Genomic DNA, 14,710 nt, shown 5'->3' with positions numbered 1-14,710 from the left:
GCCATTACTGGCGCTCCCGCCTTCCGCACCCTCCCGCTTATGCCTCGCAACGAGGCCGCTCAGAGCGCGAAAGACCGAGATTCTAGTCACTCGCCGCAGCACGTGCAAGTGAAATCCGTCATTTATTTTCCAGGCGCTTTTTCGACCTCACGCGGTCCCTGCACCGCCGCGGCAGAAGACTCGCTCTTCACCTCGCCCGCAGCCCCTCTCGAGCCCACCGTCCAGTCATGCAGCACGGTGTAGGCGACGGCGAGCAGCGTCGGGCCGATAAATACGCCGAGAAAGCCGAACGCAAACGCGCCACCGAGAATCCCGAGCATCACGAGAATCAGTGGCATGTCGCTGCTCTTGCCGATCAGAATCGGCTTGACGACGTTATCGGACATGCCGACCACCACCACGCCCCAGACGACCAGGAAAATCGCCCACCCCGTCTCGCCGCCGTGATAAAGCCAGATCGCGGCAGGCAGCCAGACCACCACCGGACCACCCGGGATCACCGACAGAAAGAACGTCGCGAGTCCGAGCAGCGCAGGGGCGGGAACCCCGGAGATCCAGCAGCCGAACCCGGCCAGCACACCTTGCACGAGCGCGGTGCCGAGAATGCCGTAGACCACGCCCTTCACCGTGCTGCCCGCCAGCGAGAGCAGATAATCAGCGCGCTCGCCCGCGACGCGCCGCATACCCGCATTGAGCCAGGCGGCCGCCCCCTCGCCGCCGGTATAGAAGAAGAACGCGAGAATGATGCTAAGCGCAAGCAACCCCAATCCATGCGTCACCGCGAGCGCGGCCGAGAGAATCCACTTGCCGGCCGGCGCCGCAAGCGTGCGCAATTGCGCAGCCATTTCGGAGCTGCTACTCGTCACGCGCTCCCAGAACGCTTCGATATTCGACCCGACCAGCGGTATATGCGCGACCCATGGCGGCAGATCCGGCAACCCCCCATCGAAGAGGCGCTGCACGAACGCCGTGAGATCACGCGCATGCGCGCCGAACGCGAACCCCGCATAGACGAATGGTCCGAGCACGACGATCAGAATCGTCAGCACCATCAGCGTCGCGGCCCATCTGCGCCGTCCGCCAAGCGCCGCGGTCAGCTTGCAATACAGCCCCCATGAACTGAAGCTGAGAATCGCGCCCCACAACAGCGCCGTCGTGAAAGGCGCGAGCACCAGCAGCGAACCGCCGACCAGAATGATCAGCGCGAATACGGCCGCGAGCCGCTCGATGAGTTGGTCCGACTTCACCATGAGGCTCTCCCTATGCCAAACCACGGCGACAGACGTCGATGCACCACAAAGCCCGCCAACTCAGTATAGGAGAGCCGGTCGTGGCGCAATCCCGTGCAATGTTCAGTCCCCGCACGCCGCCGCGCGGCAGTCCTTTGCAAGGCAGACCGCTGACCGCCGGGTGCACATCCCAAACGTACCGCGTGATAGAAAGGACTAGAATATATGGTTCTCCGCACACAACCTCCGGATTTATGCGCTCGCGAATAGCCAAACGCCTCCCTCCCGATGCCGACAAGCTGGTCGGTCTGTCGCTTGCCCTATTCGCGTCGGGTAGCCGCACCGAAGACCGTTTCTGGGAAGCGAAACTCGACGCCATGCTTGCGAAAATCGTTCGCAACGGCAATCAGACAACTCTGGACGCCGCGCTGGACCATCTGCAACAGAATCACCCGGACGCGTACGGCGCGCTCGCCGACATGGCCGAAACGCACAGCGAATCCCTTATCGTCGAGCACGAAGGCGCGACCTACGAAGCTTTGCTGATTGCCGCGCCCGTGCTCGCCTGGACGCGCTATGCGATTCCATCGGGCGCGCTGAAGGGCGAGGCGTCCGATGCTCTGCGCGCGCACCTGCAGGCGCATGTGCTGGCCGCCGACACGCGGGTCGCGATGGCGCCGTTCCTGTACAGCATCGACCAGTTGCCGCGTCATCACGTCGAAACCTGGCGGCTCGCGCAGCAGTTGACCCAAGCAGCGATGAGCGGCGGCAACGCGAAGATCAACTTCGGCGAGTTGCCGGAAACGTCGCCGATTCTTGCGGACCCGCGGTTTCTGCTGGCGGTCGTCGCGGCACCGGTCGGCGCGCCGGTATTCCGGTGGCAGGAAGAGGAGCACGGCACCCGCATCGAGCGTGGCCAGTGCCTCGAGCAATGGGCGGCGCAAGGCGGCGCCAACCTGTCGGTCGTGCTGCCAGGCTGCGAATTCGAATGCCTGCTGCCCGATGCGTATTACTCGGCGTGTCGCGACGCGGACGAACGGGTGCGCCCGCACACGGTTCGCACGGCAGTGCGTTATCTGTTCGACACGATCGGCGCGGCACCGCAGGAACTGCGCGCGGTCGTCGCCGGCTTCGGCGAACGACGCATCGATGAATACCGCATCGGCTTTACGCGGCGCGGCAGCAACGACGTGATCTACGGCGTCGTATGGCCGCTCTACGGCCGCGAGAACGGCGACCCGGGCATTGATGAGGAACCGCAGGAGCCCGGCACCGAAGAAGGGCCGCTCGAAGAAATCGTCACGCTGCTCAAGGAAACCGGCATTACCGATATCCGGCGTCATGCGGGCCGCTTCGAACCGGAATACTGCGACGATTGCGGTGTGCCGCTTTATGCGGATCCGCTCGGCGAGATCGTGCATGCAGAAATGCCTGAAGACGCAGAGCCTGCACAGCCGCATTTCCACTAATCGTGCCCTGCGGTTCTTAAGAACCGCGCCAGACAGTCGATCAAGCCCCGCTCCACGCGGGGCTTTTTTCATTTTTGTGCACTGATCCTATGCCTATCGGACAGGCGGTCATCCGTTAAGGAATTTGTCATCATCGGATTGGTGGCTGACGCATCGCCGCGCAACAGTCTCTAACGTTTCGCGCGCATCGCGGCACCTCGATCGACTCATCAGGAGGCATGGCAATGCGTTTCTCGCTTCTCAATTCAGACGCCGAACGGCGCGAAGGGCTCAAGGCACTGCTGCGGCAGATCGACCGGAAAGCCCGCTTTAACGAAGCACAAGACTGGCGTCAGGCCGACCGCATCCTGCGGCGGCATCAGCCAGAGCTGCTCGTGATCGACTGGCAGGACTGGATGACCATCACGGACGCGCGCGCGCTCTTTGCAGATCATCCGCATGTGCCGGTCGCGGTGCTGGTCGACGACACATCGCCGGACTGCGTGCGCGGCCTCGTCGAAACCGGGGCGCTCGGCGTGATTCCGCGCTCAACGGACCCACGCCTTATCGTGCGTGCGCTCGAACTCGTGCTGCTGGGCGGACACTACATCCCGGCCGGGGCACTCGCGCTCGAGCCTCCCGCCGCGCCGGAAACGCCCGCCGACGCCGTAAGCGCGGCAGGCGCGGCGAGCGCCGCTGTGCCGCCCGCGCCCACCGATAGCGCGCCGCGGCGGCTCGAACTGGTCGTGCCGCCGCCTGCGCGGCGCACGCGCTTCGCAGGCGGTCTATCACCGCGCCAGGAGCAGATCATGCGCTGCGTCCACATGGGCAGCACGAACAAGATGATCGCCCGTGCGCTCGGCATCAGCGAGGGTACGGTAAAAATCCATCTGGCCAGCATCTTCCAGCAACTCGGCGCGCCGAATCGGGCTGCGGCGGTCGCGATCTACAACGGCTGGCTCAATGCGCAGCTGGAGGTGCTTCGTACGAGCCAGGACAGTGCGGAGCGTCCGGTGCGGGGCCAGCCCGGCATCGTGCCGCTGCGCCGGCGCACGCGCCGCAAGTTCAAGTATCCGTTGCCTGCGAACGACACTGGCACGCCGCTGCCGATGGCCGCCGAACCCGCCGCGCCATTCGGCGACGCGGCATCCGCGCCCGCGTCGCCCGCGTCGCCCGCGTCGCCCGCGTCGCCCGCGTCGCCCGCGTCGCCCGCGTCGCCCACGTCGCCCACGTCGCCCACGTCGCAAACCTGCAACGATGCGGGCAAGGACGCAAGCAACAGCACGGCCGACCCGCAGCAGGAAAACGCGCAGAAAGACGAAGCCGCGGATGCCGCGCGCGACGACTGGCACGGAATCCGCTCACACGTTTCGCCGCCCAACGAGTAATATGAGACGCATGGGTTTCTTCTATACTCCGCTTCCGCTATGGGTCGCTGCCGGTGGCTGGATTGCCGCTGCGGTGGTGCTCGCGCTCGCGCTGTTGAAGAACCCTTTCAAACGTCTTCAAGACTCGGTGTTGCAGCACGTGTGGCTCGCGATCATCGTCGCGGTGTCGGTGCTGTGGGCAAGCAATGCGTGGCTCGAGGACGGCACCGTGATCCATCTGCTCGGCGCAACGCTTGTCGTCACGTTGTTCGACTGGGCGCTTGCGCTGCTGGCGATGGCCGCGGTCGCCGGCCTCGCGGCGATCGTCTTCGATGCGCCGTGGCAAGGCATCGCGCTAACCTTTCTTGTGTTCGGCGCGTTGCCGGTCGGCGTGTCAGCGCTGCTGCAGCGTATCGGCAAAGCCTGGTTGCCGCGCAGCCTGTTCATGTTCATCGTCGGTCAGGGCTTCGTGGCGCCGGCCATCGCGGTGACGGTCGCGTCCGCCGCCGCGTTGGCCACCCATGTCGGTCTATCCGACGGTTCGCCGAAGGTGATCCCCGCCGGCTACGCGTTCAGCGTATTTTTGCTCGCGTCGGGCGAGGCATGGTTCACCGGCATGGCCACGGCGCTGATCGCGGTCTATCGGCCTGCGTGGGTCACGACCTATGACGTACGACGCTATCGTCTCGGCGGTCCGCGCACCTGATCTCCCCGCGTAACGTTCCCCGCAGACCGATCACGAAACCGCAAAATATTTGTGCCACGATTGAACTCGGTTCGACGTCGCCGCATCTTACTGAACTGATGTCTCAATCCCGTTTCAGATTTATCGCTTCTACTGCGCTCAGATCGCGTTTCATGCGTGTGAAGAACGCATCACTTATTACAAGATGGATCGCACCAACGTACCGCGCCGGTTGCTGCGGTTGGTCGGCCGGATCGCGGTATGGGCAGCGGGCGTAGCGCTCGCGTGTCCCACTCTTGCGTTGGCGGATCAGCTCGAGCAACACAATCAGCTCGTCTATCAGTTCATCAACGACATGCATGCCGATCCGCTCGTCGCCGATTGCGCCGCGCACGGCAGCTTTGTCGCGAGCACGTCCACCGCATTCGACCGCGTCGAATACCCGCCCACCGCGTTCGACGATGTGCATTCGTCAGTCACGCCATGGAACGACTCGTTTGACGAAGGCAAGCAACGCGTGAAGGTCGACAGTATCGTGACCGTCGACGGTGTGGGTATTCGCACCGACGGCGGCGACCCGGACCCACTGCACTTCCGCTGCGGCTACGTCGGCACGCAGATGCTGGCGTTCTCATGGAACGACCCGGTGCCGCCTTTACGGCCAGCGCCAAGCCACACAACGGCGAGTGCGCATGGCCGGCACGTGGCGCACGGCAAGGCTTCCTCGACCAGGCAGGTGTCAGGCAAGGGGGCAAAGAAAAGCAGCACGAAGACCGCGAAATCCAGCGTGAAGCCGACTGGCAAAACCGCGACCGCGAAGACGTCTGCAACAAAGTCGACTACGCACAAGACAACATCGTCGACCACGAAGAAGAAGCATTGAAACGAAGCGCAGGCCGCAGCACGACCCGTTGCCGCCTGCGCGCAATCGCAACGACACTACGCGTCAGGCGAACGTTTCCACGTGCCGCAGGATCGCGTGCAGCATCGCGGCGCCAAGCGCCGCACTGCGCTCGCCGTTCCAGCCCACGCGCTCGTCAGGAAGGTTGGCGTTGTCCTTGAACGGCATCTCGAGCGTGAGCGACAGACAGCCGAACTCATTGCCGATAAATTTCGACGCGAGCCGCAGCGCATCCTGCCGGTATTTGCTCGCTTCGTATCCGTACTTGTCCTGGAAATCGGGACTCGCCTGCTTGAACGCTTCGATAAACGCCTTCTGCTCGCGCGCCTGCTGCTCGGTAAAGCCCGGCAGCATCTCCGAGCCGGCGACGAACACATACGGCAGCACTTCGTCGCCATGAATATCGAAGAACAGATCGCAACCCGTCGCGCGAATCGCGTCGCGCACGACCAGCACTTCGGGGCTGCGCGTCGCATCGGGCTCCATCCACTCGCGGTTCAGATTCGCGCCGGCCGCATTGGTGCGCAGGTTGCCGTGCACGCTGCCGTCCGGATTCATGTTCGGCACGATATGGAACACCGCATGATCGTAGAGCTTGCGCGCGACCGGATCGCCCACCCAGTCGCCCCAGCCGGCGAGCCGCTTGACGAGCCCTTCGACGAACCATTCCGCCATCGTTTCGCCCGGATGCTGGCGCGCGACGATCCAGATCCGCTTCTTTTTCGCGCGCGCCGCGGAGCCGGCGACGCCTGCTGCAACCGCGTCGTCCGCTTCCGGCACGCCGAGTCTCAGCATCGAGACCGGACGGCCTTCAATCGTTTTGCCGAGCGCCGTCAGCGTCGCATGCGGCATCTGCTGCACCGCGCCGAGAAATTCCGCGTGACGCTCTTCGCTATACGGTTCGAAGTACGCGTAGTAAATGCGGTCGAAGTCCGGCGTGTGATCGATCGTCATCACACGGCCGTCGTATGTGGTCGGCACGCGGAACCAGTTCACGCGATCGTAGCTCGCCATCGCATGATAGTTGCGCCATCCTTCGGCGAACGCGCAGTCGCCCGCGTTCTCGAACTTCATCACGCAGCGCTGGCCACGTACGCCCGACACGCAGAAGTAGAACCATTGCGCAAATTCCGCGTGACTGTCGCGACGCACGCGCAGACGAATATCGTCGGCCTGCTCGCAGGACAGCACGTCGATTGCGCCGGCGTCGAAGTTGCTCGTGATGGAAAGCGTCATCGTGTATTCCTGCCCGTATCCGTTGCTGCGGGTTGCGGCGCGCCGTTAGCTCGAAACGCGCCGGCGAAAGACATAAGTGCCGTCGCTCGATGCGTCGGCATCGAATGCATAGCCGTCCGCATTGAAGTTTTTCAGTCCCTCGGGCGCGGCAATTCGATGCTCGACCGCAAAGCGCGCCATCAACCCGCGCGCACGCTTCGCGTGAAAGCTGATCACCTTGTAGCGACCGCCCTTCCAGTCTTCGAACACAGGCGTGACGACCGGCGCGTCGAGCAGCTTCGTTTTCACCGATTTGAAGTACTCGCCGGAAGCGCAATTGATCAACACGCGCGCCGCGCCCTTGTTGTGCTTTAGCTGCGCGTTCAATGCATGCGTGATGCGCTCGCCCCAGAACGCGTACAGGTCCTTGCCGCGCGCATTCGGCAAGCGGGTGCCCATTTCGAGCCGGTAGGGCTGCAGCAGATCGAGCGGCCGCAGCAGCCCGTACAAACCGGACAGCACGCGCACGTGCTGCTGCGCATAGTCGAGATCGGCGGCTGACAACGTGCGCGCGTTCAGACCTTCATAGACATCGCCGTTGAACGCGAGCACCGCCTGCTTCGCGTTGCCCGTATGAAAGCGCGGAGACCAGTCCGCATAACGCTGGAAATTCAGTTGCGCGAGCGGATCGGAGAGGCTCATCAGCGTTGCGATCTGCTGCGGCGACAGACCGCGCAAGCCGCCGATCAGTTCGGCTGCATCGTCGACGAAATCGGGAATCGTATGCTTGCTGACGTGCGGCGGGGTTTCGTAGTCGAGCGATTTCGCCGGCGACAGAACGATTATCATAGGGGTTTTCAGGCACGCCGTGCCTGACGGTCAAAAGACGAAAGCCCGATTGTAGCGAATGTCACGCATGCCCGGTTCCCTTGCCCCGCGCCCTGCGCCCGTTGCGCCAATGCCTGTGTCGCCTGCCGTGCAACCCGCCGCACCAGCGAATGTGACGTCGGATACGCAACGGATCGTGCTCGATTCGAACGTATGGATCGATATCCTCGTGTTCGACGATCCGCTCACGCGCCCGATCCGCGCCGCGCTCGAACGCGGCGCGCTGTGCGCGCTGATCGACGCGCGCTGCCTCGCCGAGCTGGCCTATGTGCTCGACTATCCGCAGTTCGAAAAACGCGCGGTCGACAAACAGGCCGCGCTCGCGACGGTTGCACGTTTGACGCAGCTGATCGAACCCGCGCCGCGTGATGACGCGAGCGCTGCACCGCCGCTGCCGCAATGCAAGGATCGCGACGACCAGAAGTTTATCGAGCTCGCGCACGCGGGCCACGCGCACTGGCTCATATCGAAAGACCGCGCGGTGCTGAAGCTCGCGCGTCGTATCGCACGGGACTTCGGCTTCCGGATCGCGCAGCCGGCACAATTCGTCGACGCAGGTCTGTCCATGCATGACGAGCCGGCACCCGCATAGCAGCACAAAAACACGCTGACGAGACAACGTACTGATCCGATCATCCCGCACTCTTTGCTCCCACTCCCGACCAGCGCCATGAATGCACCGAACGACATGCCCACCACGCCTACGTTTCCGTCCCGTCTGCCGGCCGTCGGCACGACCATCTTCACCGTCATGAGCGCGCTCGCGGTCGAGAAAAACGCGGTGAACCTCGGTCAGGGCTTTCCGGATTTCGAATGCGACCCGCGCATTATCGATGCGGTGACGGAAGCGATGCGCTCGGGCCATAACCAGTACCCGCCGATGGCGGGCGTCGCGCCGCTGCGCGAAGCGATTGCGGAGAAAATCGCGAACCTGTACGGCCGCCGCTACGATGCGGCGAGCGAGATCACTGTCACCGCGGGTGCGACGCAAGCGCTGCTGACCGCGATCCTGTGCGCGGTGCATCCGGGCGACGAAGTCATCGTGATCGAGCCGACTTACGACAGCTATCTGCCGTCAATCGAGCTCGCGGGCGGCAAGCCGGTGTTCGTCACGCTCGATGCGCCCGACTATGCGATTCCGTTCGACAAGCTCGCCGCCGCGATCACACCGAAGACCCGGCTGATCGTGATCAACACGCCGCACAATCCGACCGGCACGGTCTGGCGCACGGACGACATGCGCAAGCTCGAAGCGATCGTGCGCGGCACGAGCGTGTTGATCCTGTCCGACGAGGTGTACGAGCACATGGTGTACGACGGCGCGCCGCACGAAAGCGTCGCGCGCTATCCGGAGCTTGCGCAGCGCAGCTTCGTCGTGTCGAGCTTCGGCAAGACGTATCACGTGACGGGCTGGAAGGTCGGCTACGTCGCGGCGCCCGCGGCGTTGACCGCCGAGTTCCGCAAGGTGCATCAGTTCAACGTGTTCACGGTGAACACACCGATGCAGTTGGGCCTTGCGCACTACATGCAGGACCCGGCGCCGTACCTGAACCTGCCCGCGTTCTACCAGAAGAAGCGCGACTTCTTCCGCGCCGGTCTTGCGCATTCGCGCTTCCACCTGTTGCCGTGCACGGGCACGTACTTTCAGTGCGTCGATTACTCGGCGATCAGCGATCTGCCGGAAGCCGACTTCGCGCAGTGGCTCACGCGCGAGATCGGCGTCGCGGCGATTCCCGTGTCCGCGTTTTATCACGAGCCGCATGAATCGGGTGTCGTGCGCTTCTGCTTTGCGAAGCAGGAAGCAACACTGGCGACCGCGCTCGAGCGCCTCGCGCGTCTGTGACACCGCGCTTGCGGGCATGCTTGCCGCCACGTAACGGAACGCGACAGAACTGAAACGCTCCGTCGATGCAGCAAGCGGCACGGGGCCGCGTTACGTCTTCCGCGTCGCGTCCATATACGCCTTGCGGTCCGCCGTCACACGCTGCGCGGCCGGACGCGCATTGATGATCGTCCAGTAGCGCTTCCAGTTGACGCCCGCATCGAGCAGAAAGTCGCGTCCATAGACCTGTTGCGTGGCGAGACCGACAAGCGGCAGATGCACGAAGCCGCTGAAGTCGGCGACCCCAAACGTGTCTCCGCGCAGATACGGACCGAACTGCGCAAGCCGCTTGAAACCGCATATATGCCGTGTCAGCAGCTTCTCGACGCGCCCTTTCGTCGCATCGGTGACCGTGCCGCCGAAAAACGCCTGCTTATACAGATTGCGCGCGATCAGCTCGAGCTGGACATCGACCAGCAGAATCATTTCCCGCTCCTTCGCTGCTTGCCACGGGTCGCGCGAAAAAATCGCCCTCTCCGGATAGCATGCGGCGAGGTACTCGAGTATTGCTTGAGACTCGCACAGGCTGCCGTGCTCCGTGATCAGAAAAGGCACCTTGCCGAGCGGGGAATGCGCGAGCACGGCTTCGTCCTGACTCGCGAGTACAGTCTCTTCTTCAAATGGGATCTCGTGTTCGAGTAGCACAAACTTGACTTTGTTGTAATAGTTCGAGAGCGCAAAGCCGCATAACTTGATCATTCGATGTCTCCCTTTATCGTCAGGCATTGGCATTGCCCGCGTCCGAAGGCGTGCGGGTCAGTCGGCACGATCGTGCTATTTTAGATAAGCATGGAGACAAACTGGAGACAAACGACACCATGACCCCAATCTCTCGCCAGTTCCGCATCGGGACCATCGGCATCGTCGGCACCGGCGCGATGGGTCGCGGCATCGCGCAGATCGCGGCGCTCGCCGGGTTGAAGGTGCGTCTGTTCGACACGAACCCGGCCGCGGTCGGCGCTGCGCGCGACTATCTTGCGGATACCTTCGCGAAACTGACCGCGAAAGGCAAGCTCGACGATAGCGGCGCGCGCACTGCGCTTGCCGCCGTGTCCGGCGCGCAGGCGCTCCCGGAGTTCGCCGATTGCGATCTGGTCGTCGAAGCGATCGTCGAAAAGCTCGACGCAAAGCGTGCGCTCTTTCGCGAGCTCGAGACCATCGTCAGCGGCCGCTGCGTACTCGCGTCGAATACCTCGTCGCTGTCGATTACCGCGATCGCCGCGGGCTGCACCGATCCGTCGCGCGTGGCCGGCTATCACTTTTTCAACCCGGTGCCGTTGATGAAAGTTGTCGAGGTGATCGACGGCTTGCGCACCGACCCGGCTGCCGGTGACGCGCTGATCGATCTGGCCCGCCACATGGGCCACACGCCGGTGCGCGCGAAGGATATGCCCGGCTTTATTGTCAATCACGCCGGGCGCGGCATGAACACCGAGGGCCTGCGGATCGTCGACGAAGGCGTCGCGAGCTTCGTCGACGTCGATCGGATCATGCGCGAACAGGCAGGCTTCCGGCTCGGGCCGTTCGAACTGCTCGATCTCACCGCGCTCGACGTGTCGCATCCGGTGATGGAATCGATCTACCACCAGTTCTACGAAGAGCCGCGCTTCACTCCGTCGCCGATTACCGCGACGCGGCTCGCAGGCGGGCTGATCGGGCGCAAGGCCGGCGAAGGGTTTTATCGATATGTCGATGGCAAGCAGCAGGCGCCTGTGGAAACGCCAGCGCCGACTGTGCTGCCGCAACGCGTCTGGATCAGCCAGCGGCACCTGCAAGCGCATGACGCCGTGCAAGCGCTCGTTACGAAGGCCGGCGTCCCGCTCGACACCGGCACGACACCCGCCGCCGACGCGCTGATCGTCGTCACGCCGTTCGGACTCGATGCGACCACCGCCGCGCTCGACGAACAGCTCGACGCGACGCGTGTCGTTGCCGTCGATACGCTGTTTCCGCTGGTCGGCACGCAGCGCCGCACGCTGATGACCACCCCCGCGACCACGCGCGCCGCCCGCGACACCGCGCACGCGCTGTTCGCCGCCGATGGCGTGCCGGTCACGATGATTCGCGATTCGACGGGCTTCGTTGCGCAACGCGTGGTCGCGACGATCGTGAATATCGGCTGCGATATCGCGCAGCGGCAGATCGCGACGCCGCAAGACATCGATCTCGCGGTGACGCTCGGTCTCGGCTACCCACGCGGCCCGCTCGCACTTGGCGACGCGCTCGGCGCCAAGTGCATCCTGACGATCCTGCGCAACCTGTACACGGTACTCGGCGACCCGCGCTACCGCGCATCGCCCTGGCTCGCACGCCGCGCGCAACTCGGCCTGTCGCTGACACAGCCCGATGCGGTCGATATCAACGGTGCCGACCGTGCCAACGACAACCACGCCTCTCACCCATAGGAACCCTCACCATGACTGCCGAACTGCTCGCCGCGCGCCCTGCCGACAGCGAAGCGACGCTCGTGCTCACGCTATCGAACCCTGGCGCACGCAACGCGCTGCATCCGGACATGTACGCGGCCGGCATTGAAGCACTCGAAACCGCCGAACGCGACACGTCGGTACGCGCGATCGTGCTAACCGGCGCCGATCAGTTCTTCTGCGCGGGCGGCAACCTGAACCGGCTGCTGGAAAATCGCGCGAAGGATCCGTCGGTGCAGGCACAAAGCATCGATCTGCTCGGCGAATGGATCGGCGCGCTGCAGGCGTCGACCAAGCCGGTGATTGCCGCAGTCGAAGGCGCGGCGGCCGGCGCCGGCTTCTCGCTTGCGCTCGCGTGCGACCTGATCGTCGCCGCCGACGATGCGAAGTTCGTGATGTCGTATGCGCGCGTCGGCCTCACGCCCGATGGCGGCGGTTCGTGGTTTCTGACGCGCGCGCTGCCGCGCCAGCTTGCGACCGAAGTGCTGCTCGAAGGCAAGCCGATCGGCGCGGCGCGTCTTTATGAACTGGGCGTCGTGAACCGGCTCGCGAAGCCGGGTGCGGTGCGCGATGCGGCGCTCGCATGGGCTGATGACCTCAGCACGCTGTCGCCGCATGCGACCACGCGAATCAAAACACTCATTGGCGCCGCCGGTGCGCAACCGCTCGACGCGCATCTCGCCGCGGAACGCGACAGCTTTGTCGCGGCGCTGCATCACCGCGATGCGCTCGAAGGCATCAGCGCGTTCCTCGACAAGCGCGCACCGGTCTACAAGTGAGGCACCCACGATGCCGCAATATCAATTACCGAAGCGCCGCCGCATCTACCTGATGCGCCATGGCGACGTCACCTACTTCGACGCCTCGGGCCGCATGATCGACCCGGATGCGGTCCCACTCAACGCAAACGGCGGCGCACAGGCACGCGCCGCAGGCCACGCGTTTGCCGAGCAGCAAATCCGCTTCGACCGCGTGATCGCAAGCGGCTTGCCCCGCACCGTCGAGACTGCGCAGCGCGTGCTCGACGAAACCGGCCAGCAGATCGACATCGAGATCGAACCTGCATGGCTCGAAATTCGCGGCGGCAAACTCGGCAGCATTCCGGACGCCGATCTCGAAGCCGCCTTTCTCGGCGTCTTCGATGGGATCGTGCCGGAAGACACGCGTTTTCTCGGTGGCGAAACGATCGGCTCGCTCTTCGACCGCACGCTACCTGCGCTTGCCGCGCTGCGCGACGACCCGTCATGGGACTGTGTGCTGCTCGTGCTGCACGGCGGCGTGAACCGCGCGATCCTGTCGCACGCGCTGTCCGCGGGAGGCCGCACGTTCTACGGCCATATCGCGCAGACAACCGGCTGCATCAACGCACTCGATGTCGGCGCCGCACCGCGCGACTGGGTGCTGCGCCTGATCAATCACTCGCCGCCGTCGCCGCTGCACCGCGACACCCGCAATACGACGATGGAAATGCTGTACGCGCAATTTACTCAATACAAGCGCAGTTAGCCCCTTCAATGCGACACCAGGCAAGGAGGAGACCATGCCGCAACCGACGCCCCCGTCACACGCAGCGGCCGGCCGAGCCGACTATTCGGTCTTTGTCGGCACGCGGCCGGTAACGGACCAGCAACGCGTCGATCCCGACGCGCTCGCCGCATGGCTAGCGGCGCACGTGGAAGGCTTTGCCGGTCCGCTCACGCTCGAGCAGTTCGCGGGCGGCCAGTCGAACCCGACGTTCAAGCTGATCACGCCATCGCGCGCGTATGTGATGCGCGCGAAACCCGGCCCTGCCGCGAGGCTGTTGCCGTCCGCGCACGCCATCGAGCGCGAATACCGCGTGATGCACGCGTTGCGCGACACCGGCGTGCCGGTCGCGCGAATGCTTGCGTTATGCGAGGACGAAAGCGTGATCGGCCGCGCGTTTTACGTAATGGAGTTCGTCGCGGGCCGCGTGCTTTGGGATCAGTCGCTACCGGACATGACCCGCGACGAACGCGCGGCGATCTACGACGAGATGAACCGCGTGATCGCCGCATTGCACACCGTCGACCCGTCAACCATCGGACTCGCCGACTACGGCAAATCCGGCAACTACTTCGCGCGACAGATCAACCGCTGGAGCCGGCAATACCAGGCGTCCGAGACCGAACCGATCGACGCGATGCAGCGGCTGATCGAATGGCTGCCCCGGCATATTCCGCAAGATCCGCACGACAGCGCGGCGCGCGTGTCGATCGTGCATGGCGACTATCGACTCGACAACCTGATTTTTCATCCGCGGGAACCGCGTGTGCTAGCCGTACTCGACTGGGAACTGTCGACGCTGGGTGACCCGCTTGCCGATTTCGCGTATCACTGCATGGCCTGGCATGTCGATCCGGCGCAGTTTCGCGGCATTGCGGGCCTTGACTGGCCCGCGCTCGGGATCCCCGATGAAGCGCGCTATGTCGAACGCTATTGCGCACGCACCGGTGACGAGATTCGCGGCGACTGGAACTTCTATCTCGCGTACAACATGTTTCGGATCGCAGCGATTCTGCAAGGCATCATGAAACGAGTCGTCGACGGTACCGCGGCCAGCGCCCAGGCGCTCGACGCAGGCCGCCGCGCGCGGCCGATGGCGGAGCTTGCATGGCGCTACGCGCAAAAGGTGCGCTGATGTGGCGTTG

General features: G+C 64.2%; 13 protein-coding genes and 1 pseudogene. 10 read left to right on the top strand and 4 right to left on the bottom strand.

The genetic code is table 11. The features are described 5' to 3' along the window. Nucleotides 1-122: 122 nt before the first annotated feature. Nucleotides 123-1,247, bottom strand: a complete 1,125-nt coding sequence (locus HV796_RS32195) for an AI-2E family transporter (RefSeq protein ID WP_377694777.1) — start codon at nucleotides 1,245-1,247, stop codon at nucleotides 123-125. Nucleotides 1,248-1,483: 236 nt separating this feature from the next. Between HV796_RS32195 and HV796_RS32190 the strand changes: the two genes are divergently transcribed. The 4 genes and pseudogenes from HV796_RS32190 (at nucleotide 1,484) to HV796_RS32175 (ending at nucleotide 5,612) form a co-directional block, all read left to right on the top strand. Then, a complete protein-coding gene (locus HV796_RS32190) occupies nucleotides 1,484-2,698 on the top strand; it encodes a DUF2863 family protein (protein ID WP_175231939.1) in 1,215 nt (404 codons plus the stop codon). Nucleotides 2,699-2,922: 224 nt separating this feature from the next. Further along, nucleotides 2,923-3,849: pseudogene (locus HV796_RS32185) on the top strand (LuxR C-terminal-related transcriptional regulator); the annotation flags it as partial. Nucleotides 3,850-4,075: 226 nt separating this feature from the next. Beyond that, on the top strand, nucleotides 4,076-4,750 hold the full coding sequence (locus HV796_RS32180; protein ID WP_175231944.1) for an energy-coupling factor ABC transporter permease: 675 nt from the start codon (nucleotides 4,076-4,078) through the stop codon (nucleotides 4,748-4,750). Nucleotides 4,751-4,934: 184 nt separating this feature from the next. Further along, nucleotides 4,935-5,612 carry a BspC domain-containing protein gene (locus tag HV796_RS32175; RefSeq protein ID WP_175231937.1) on the top strand — a complete coding sequence of 226 codons (678 nt, stop codon included), beginning with the start codon at nucleotides 4,935-4,937 and terminating at the stop codon, nucleotides 5,610-5,612. A 63-nt stretch (nucleotides 5,613-5,675) separates the two neighbouring features. Here HV796_RS32175 and HV796_RS32170 read toward each other — a convergent pair whose 3' ends face one another. Further along, the gene (locus tag HV796_RS32170; RefSeq protein ID WP_175231936.1) at nucleotides 5,676-6,866 is read right to left on the bottom strand and encodes a M14 family metallopeptidase; all 1,191 of its coding nucleotides are present in this window, start codon (nucleotides 6,864-6,866) and stop codon (nucleotides 5,676-5,678) included. 45 nt (nucleotides 6,867-6,911) lie between these two features. Then, the gene (gene yaaA / locus HV796_RS32165; RefSeq protein ID WP_175231935.1) at nucleotides 6,912-7,694 is read right to left on the bottom strand and encodes a peroxide stress protein YaaA; all 783 of its coding nucleotides are present in this window, start codon (nucleotides 7,692-7,694) and stop codon (nucleotides 6,912-6,914) included. Nucleotides 7,695-7,803: 109 nt separating this feature from the next. Between yaaA and HV796_RS32160 the strand changes: the two genes are divergently transcribed. Both HV796_RS32160 and HV796_RS32155 read left to right on the top strand, forming a co-directional pair. Next, the gene (locus tag HV796_RS32160; protein ID WP_175231943.1) at nucleotides 7,804-8,325 is read left to right on the top strand and encodes a putative toxin-antitoxin system toxin component, PIN family; all 522 of its coding nucleotides are present in this window, start codon (nucleotides 7,804-7,806) and stop codon (nucleotides 8,323-8,325) included. A 78-nt stretch (nucleotides 8,326-8,403) separates the two neighbouring features. Continuing rightward, nucleotides 8,404-9,576 (top strand): pyridoxal phosphate-dependent aminotransferase, encoded by a 1,173-nt coding sequence (locus tag HV796_RS32155; protein ID WP_175231934.1) that lies wholly within the window; start codon nucleotides 8,404-8,406, stop codon nucleotides 9,574-9,576. A gap of 90 nt (nucleotides 9,577-9,666) precedes the next feature. Here the strand turns inward: HV796_RS32155 and HV796_RS32150 are convergent, their stop codons facing one another. After that, nucleotides 9,667-10,314 carry a glutathione S-transferase family protein gene (locus HV796_RS32150; protein ID WP_175231933.1) on the bottom strand — a complete coding sequence of 216 codons (648 nt, stop codon included), beginning with the start codon at nucleotides 10,312-10,314 and terminating at the stop codon, nucleotides 9,667-9,669. Nucleotides 10,315-10,433: 119 nt separating this feature from the next. Between HV796_RS32150 and HV796_RS32145 the strand changes: the two genes are divergently transcribed. From HV796_RS32145 to HV796_RS32130, 4 genes are read left to right on the top strand one after another with little or no spacing between them, the layout of a single operon-like run. Continuing rightward, a complete protein-coding gene (locus HV796_RS32145) occupies nucleotides 10,434-12,020 on the top strand; it encodes a 3-hydroxyacyl-CoA dehydrogenase (protein ID WP_175231932.1) in 1,587 nt (528 codons plus the stop codon). 11 nt (nucleotides 12,021-12,031) lie between these two features. Next, on the top strand, nucleotides 12,032-12,820 hold the full coding sequence (locus HV796_RS32140; protein ID WP_175231931.1) for an oxepin-CoA hydrolase, alternative type: 789 nt from the start codon (nucleotides 12,032-12,034) through the stop codon (nucleotides 12,818-12,820). A 10-nt stretch (nucleotides 12,821-12,830) separates the two neighbouring features. Continuing rightward, a complete protein-coding gene (locus tag HV796_RS32135) occupies nucleotides 12,831-13,547 on the top strand; it encodes a histidine phosphatase family protein (protein ID WP_175231930.1) in 717 nt (238 codons plus the stop codon). Between the two features lie 34 nt (nucleotides 13,548-13,581). Then, nucleotides 13,582-14,700, top strand: a complete 1,119-nt coding sequence (locus HV796_RS32130) for a phosphotransferase (protein ID WP_175231929.1) — start codon at nucleotides 13,582-13,584, stop codon at nucleotides 14,698-14,700. The last annotated feature ends 10 nt before the right edge of the window (nucleotides 14,701-14,710 follow it).

Source organism: Paraburkholderia humisilvae (assembly GCF_902859855.1).
GTDB classification, from domain to species: Bacteria; Pseudomonadota; Gammaproteobacteria; order Burkholderiales; family Burkholderiaceae; genus Paraburkholderia; species Paraburkholderia humisilvae.
Note: the sequence above shows the minus strand (reverse complement) of the source record. Positions and strands in the feature narration are given on the sequence as shown.

Coding starts and splice junctions, on each gene's coding strand:
- HV796_RS32145 (WP_175231932.1), top strand. CDS start 10,434: ATGACCCCAATCTCTCGCCAGTTCCGCATCGGGACCATCGGCATCGTC.
- HV796_RS32190 (WP_175231939.1), top strand. CDS start 1,484: ATGCGCTCGCGAATAGCCAAACGCCTCCCTCCCGATGCCGACAAGCTG.
- HV796_RS32130 (WP_175231929.1), top strand. CDS start 13,582: ATGCCGCAACCGACGCCCCCGTCACACGCAGCGGCCGGCCGAGCCGAC.
- HV796_RS32135 (WP_175231930.1), top strand. CDS start 12,831: ATGCCGCAATATCAATTACCGAAGCGCCGCCGCATCTACCTGATGCGC.
- HV796_RS32160 (WP_175231943.1), top strand. CDS start 7,804: ATGCCTGTGTCGCCTGCCGTGCAACCCGCCGCACCAGCGAATGTGACG.
- HV796_RS32170 (WP_175231936.1), bottom strand. CDS start 6,866: ATGACGCTTTCCATCACGAGCAACTTCGACGCCGGCGCAATCGACGTG.
- HV796_RS32140 (WP_175231931.1), top strand. CDS start 12,032: ATGACTGCCGAACTGCTCGCCGCGCGCCCTGCCGACAGCGAAGCGACG.
- HV796_RS32175 (WP_175231937.1), top strand. CDS start 4,935: ATGGATCGCACCAACGTACCGCGCCGGTTGCTGCGGTTGGTCGGCCGG.
- HV796_RS32150 (WP_175231933.1), bottom strand. CDS start 10,314: ATGATCAAGTTATGCGGCTTTGCGCTCTCGAACTATTACAACAAAGTC.
- HV796_RS32180 (WP_175231944.1), top strand. CDS start 4,076: ATGGGTTTCTTCTATACTCCGCTTCCGCTATGGGTCGCTGCCGGTGGC.
- yaaA (WP_175231935.1), bottom strand. CDS start 7,694: ATGATAATCGTTCTGTCGCCGGCGAAATCGCTCGACTACGAAACCCCG.
- HV796_RS32155 (WP_175231934.1), top strand. CDS start 8,404: ATGAATGCACCGAACGACATGCCCACCACGCCTACGTTTCCGTCCCGT.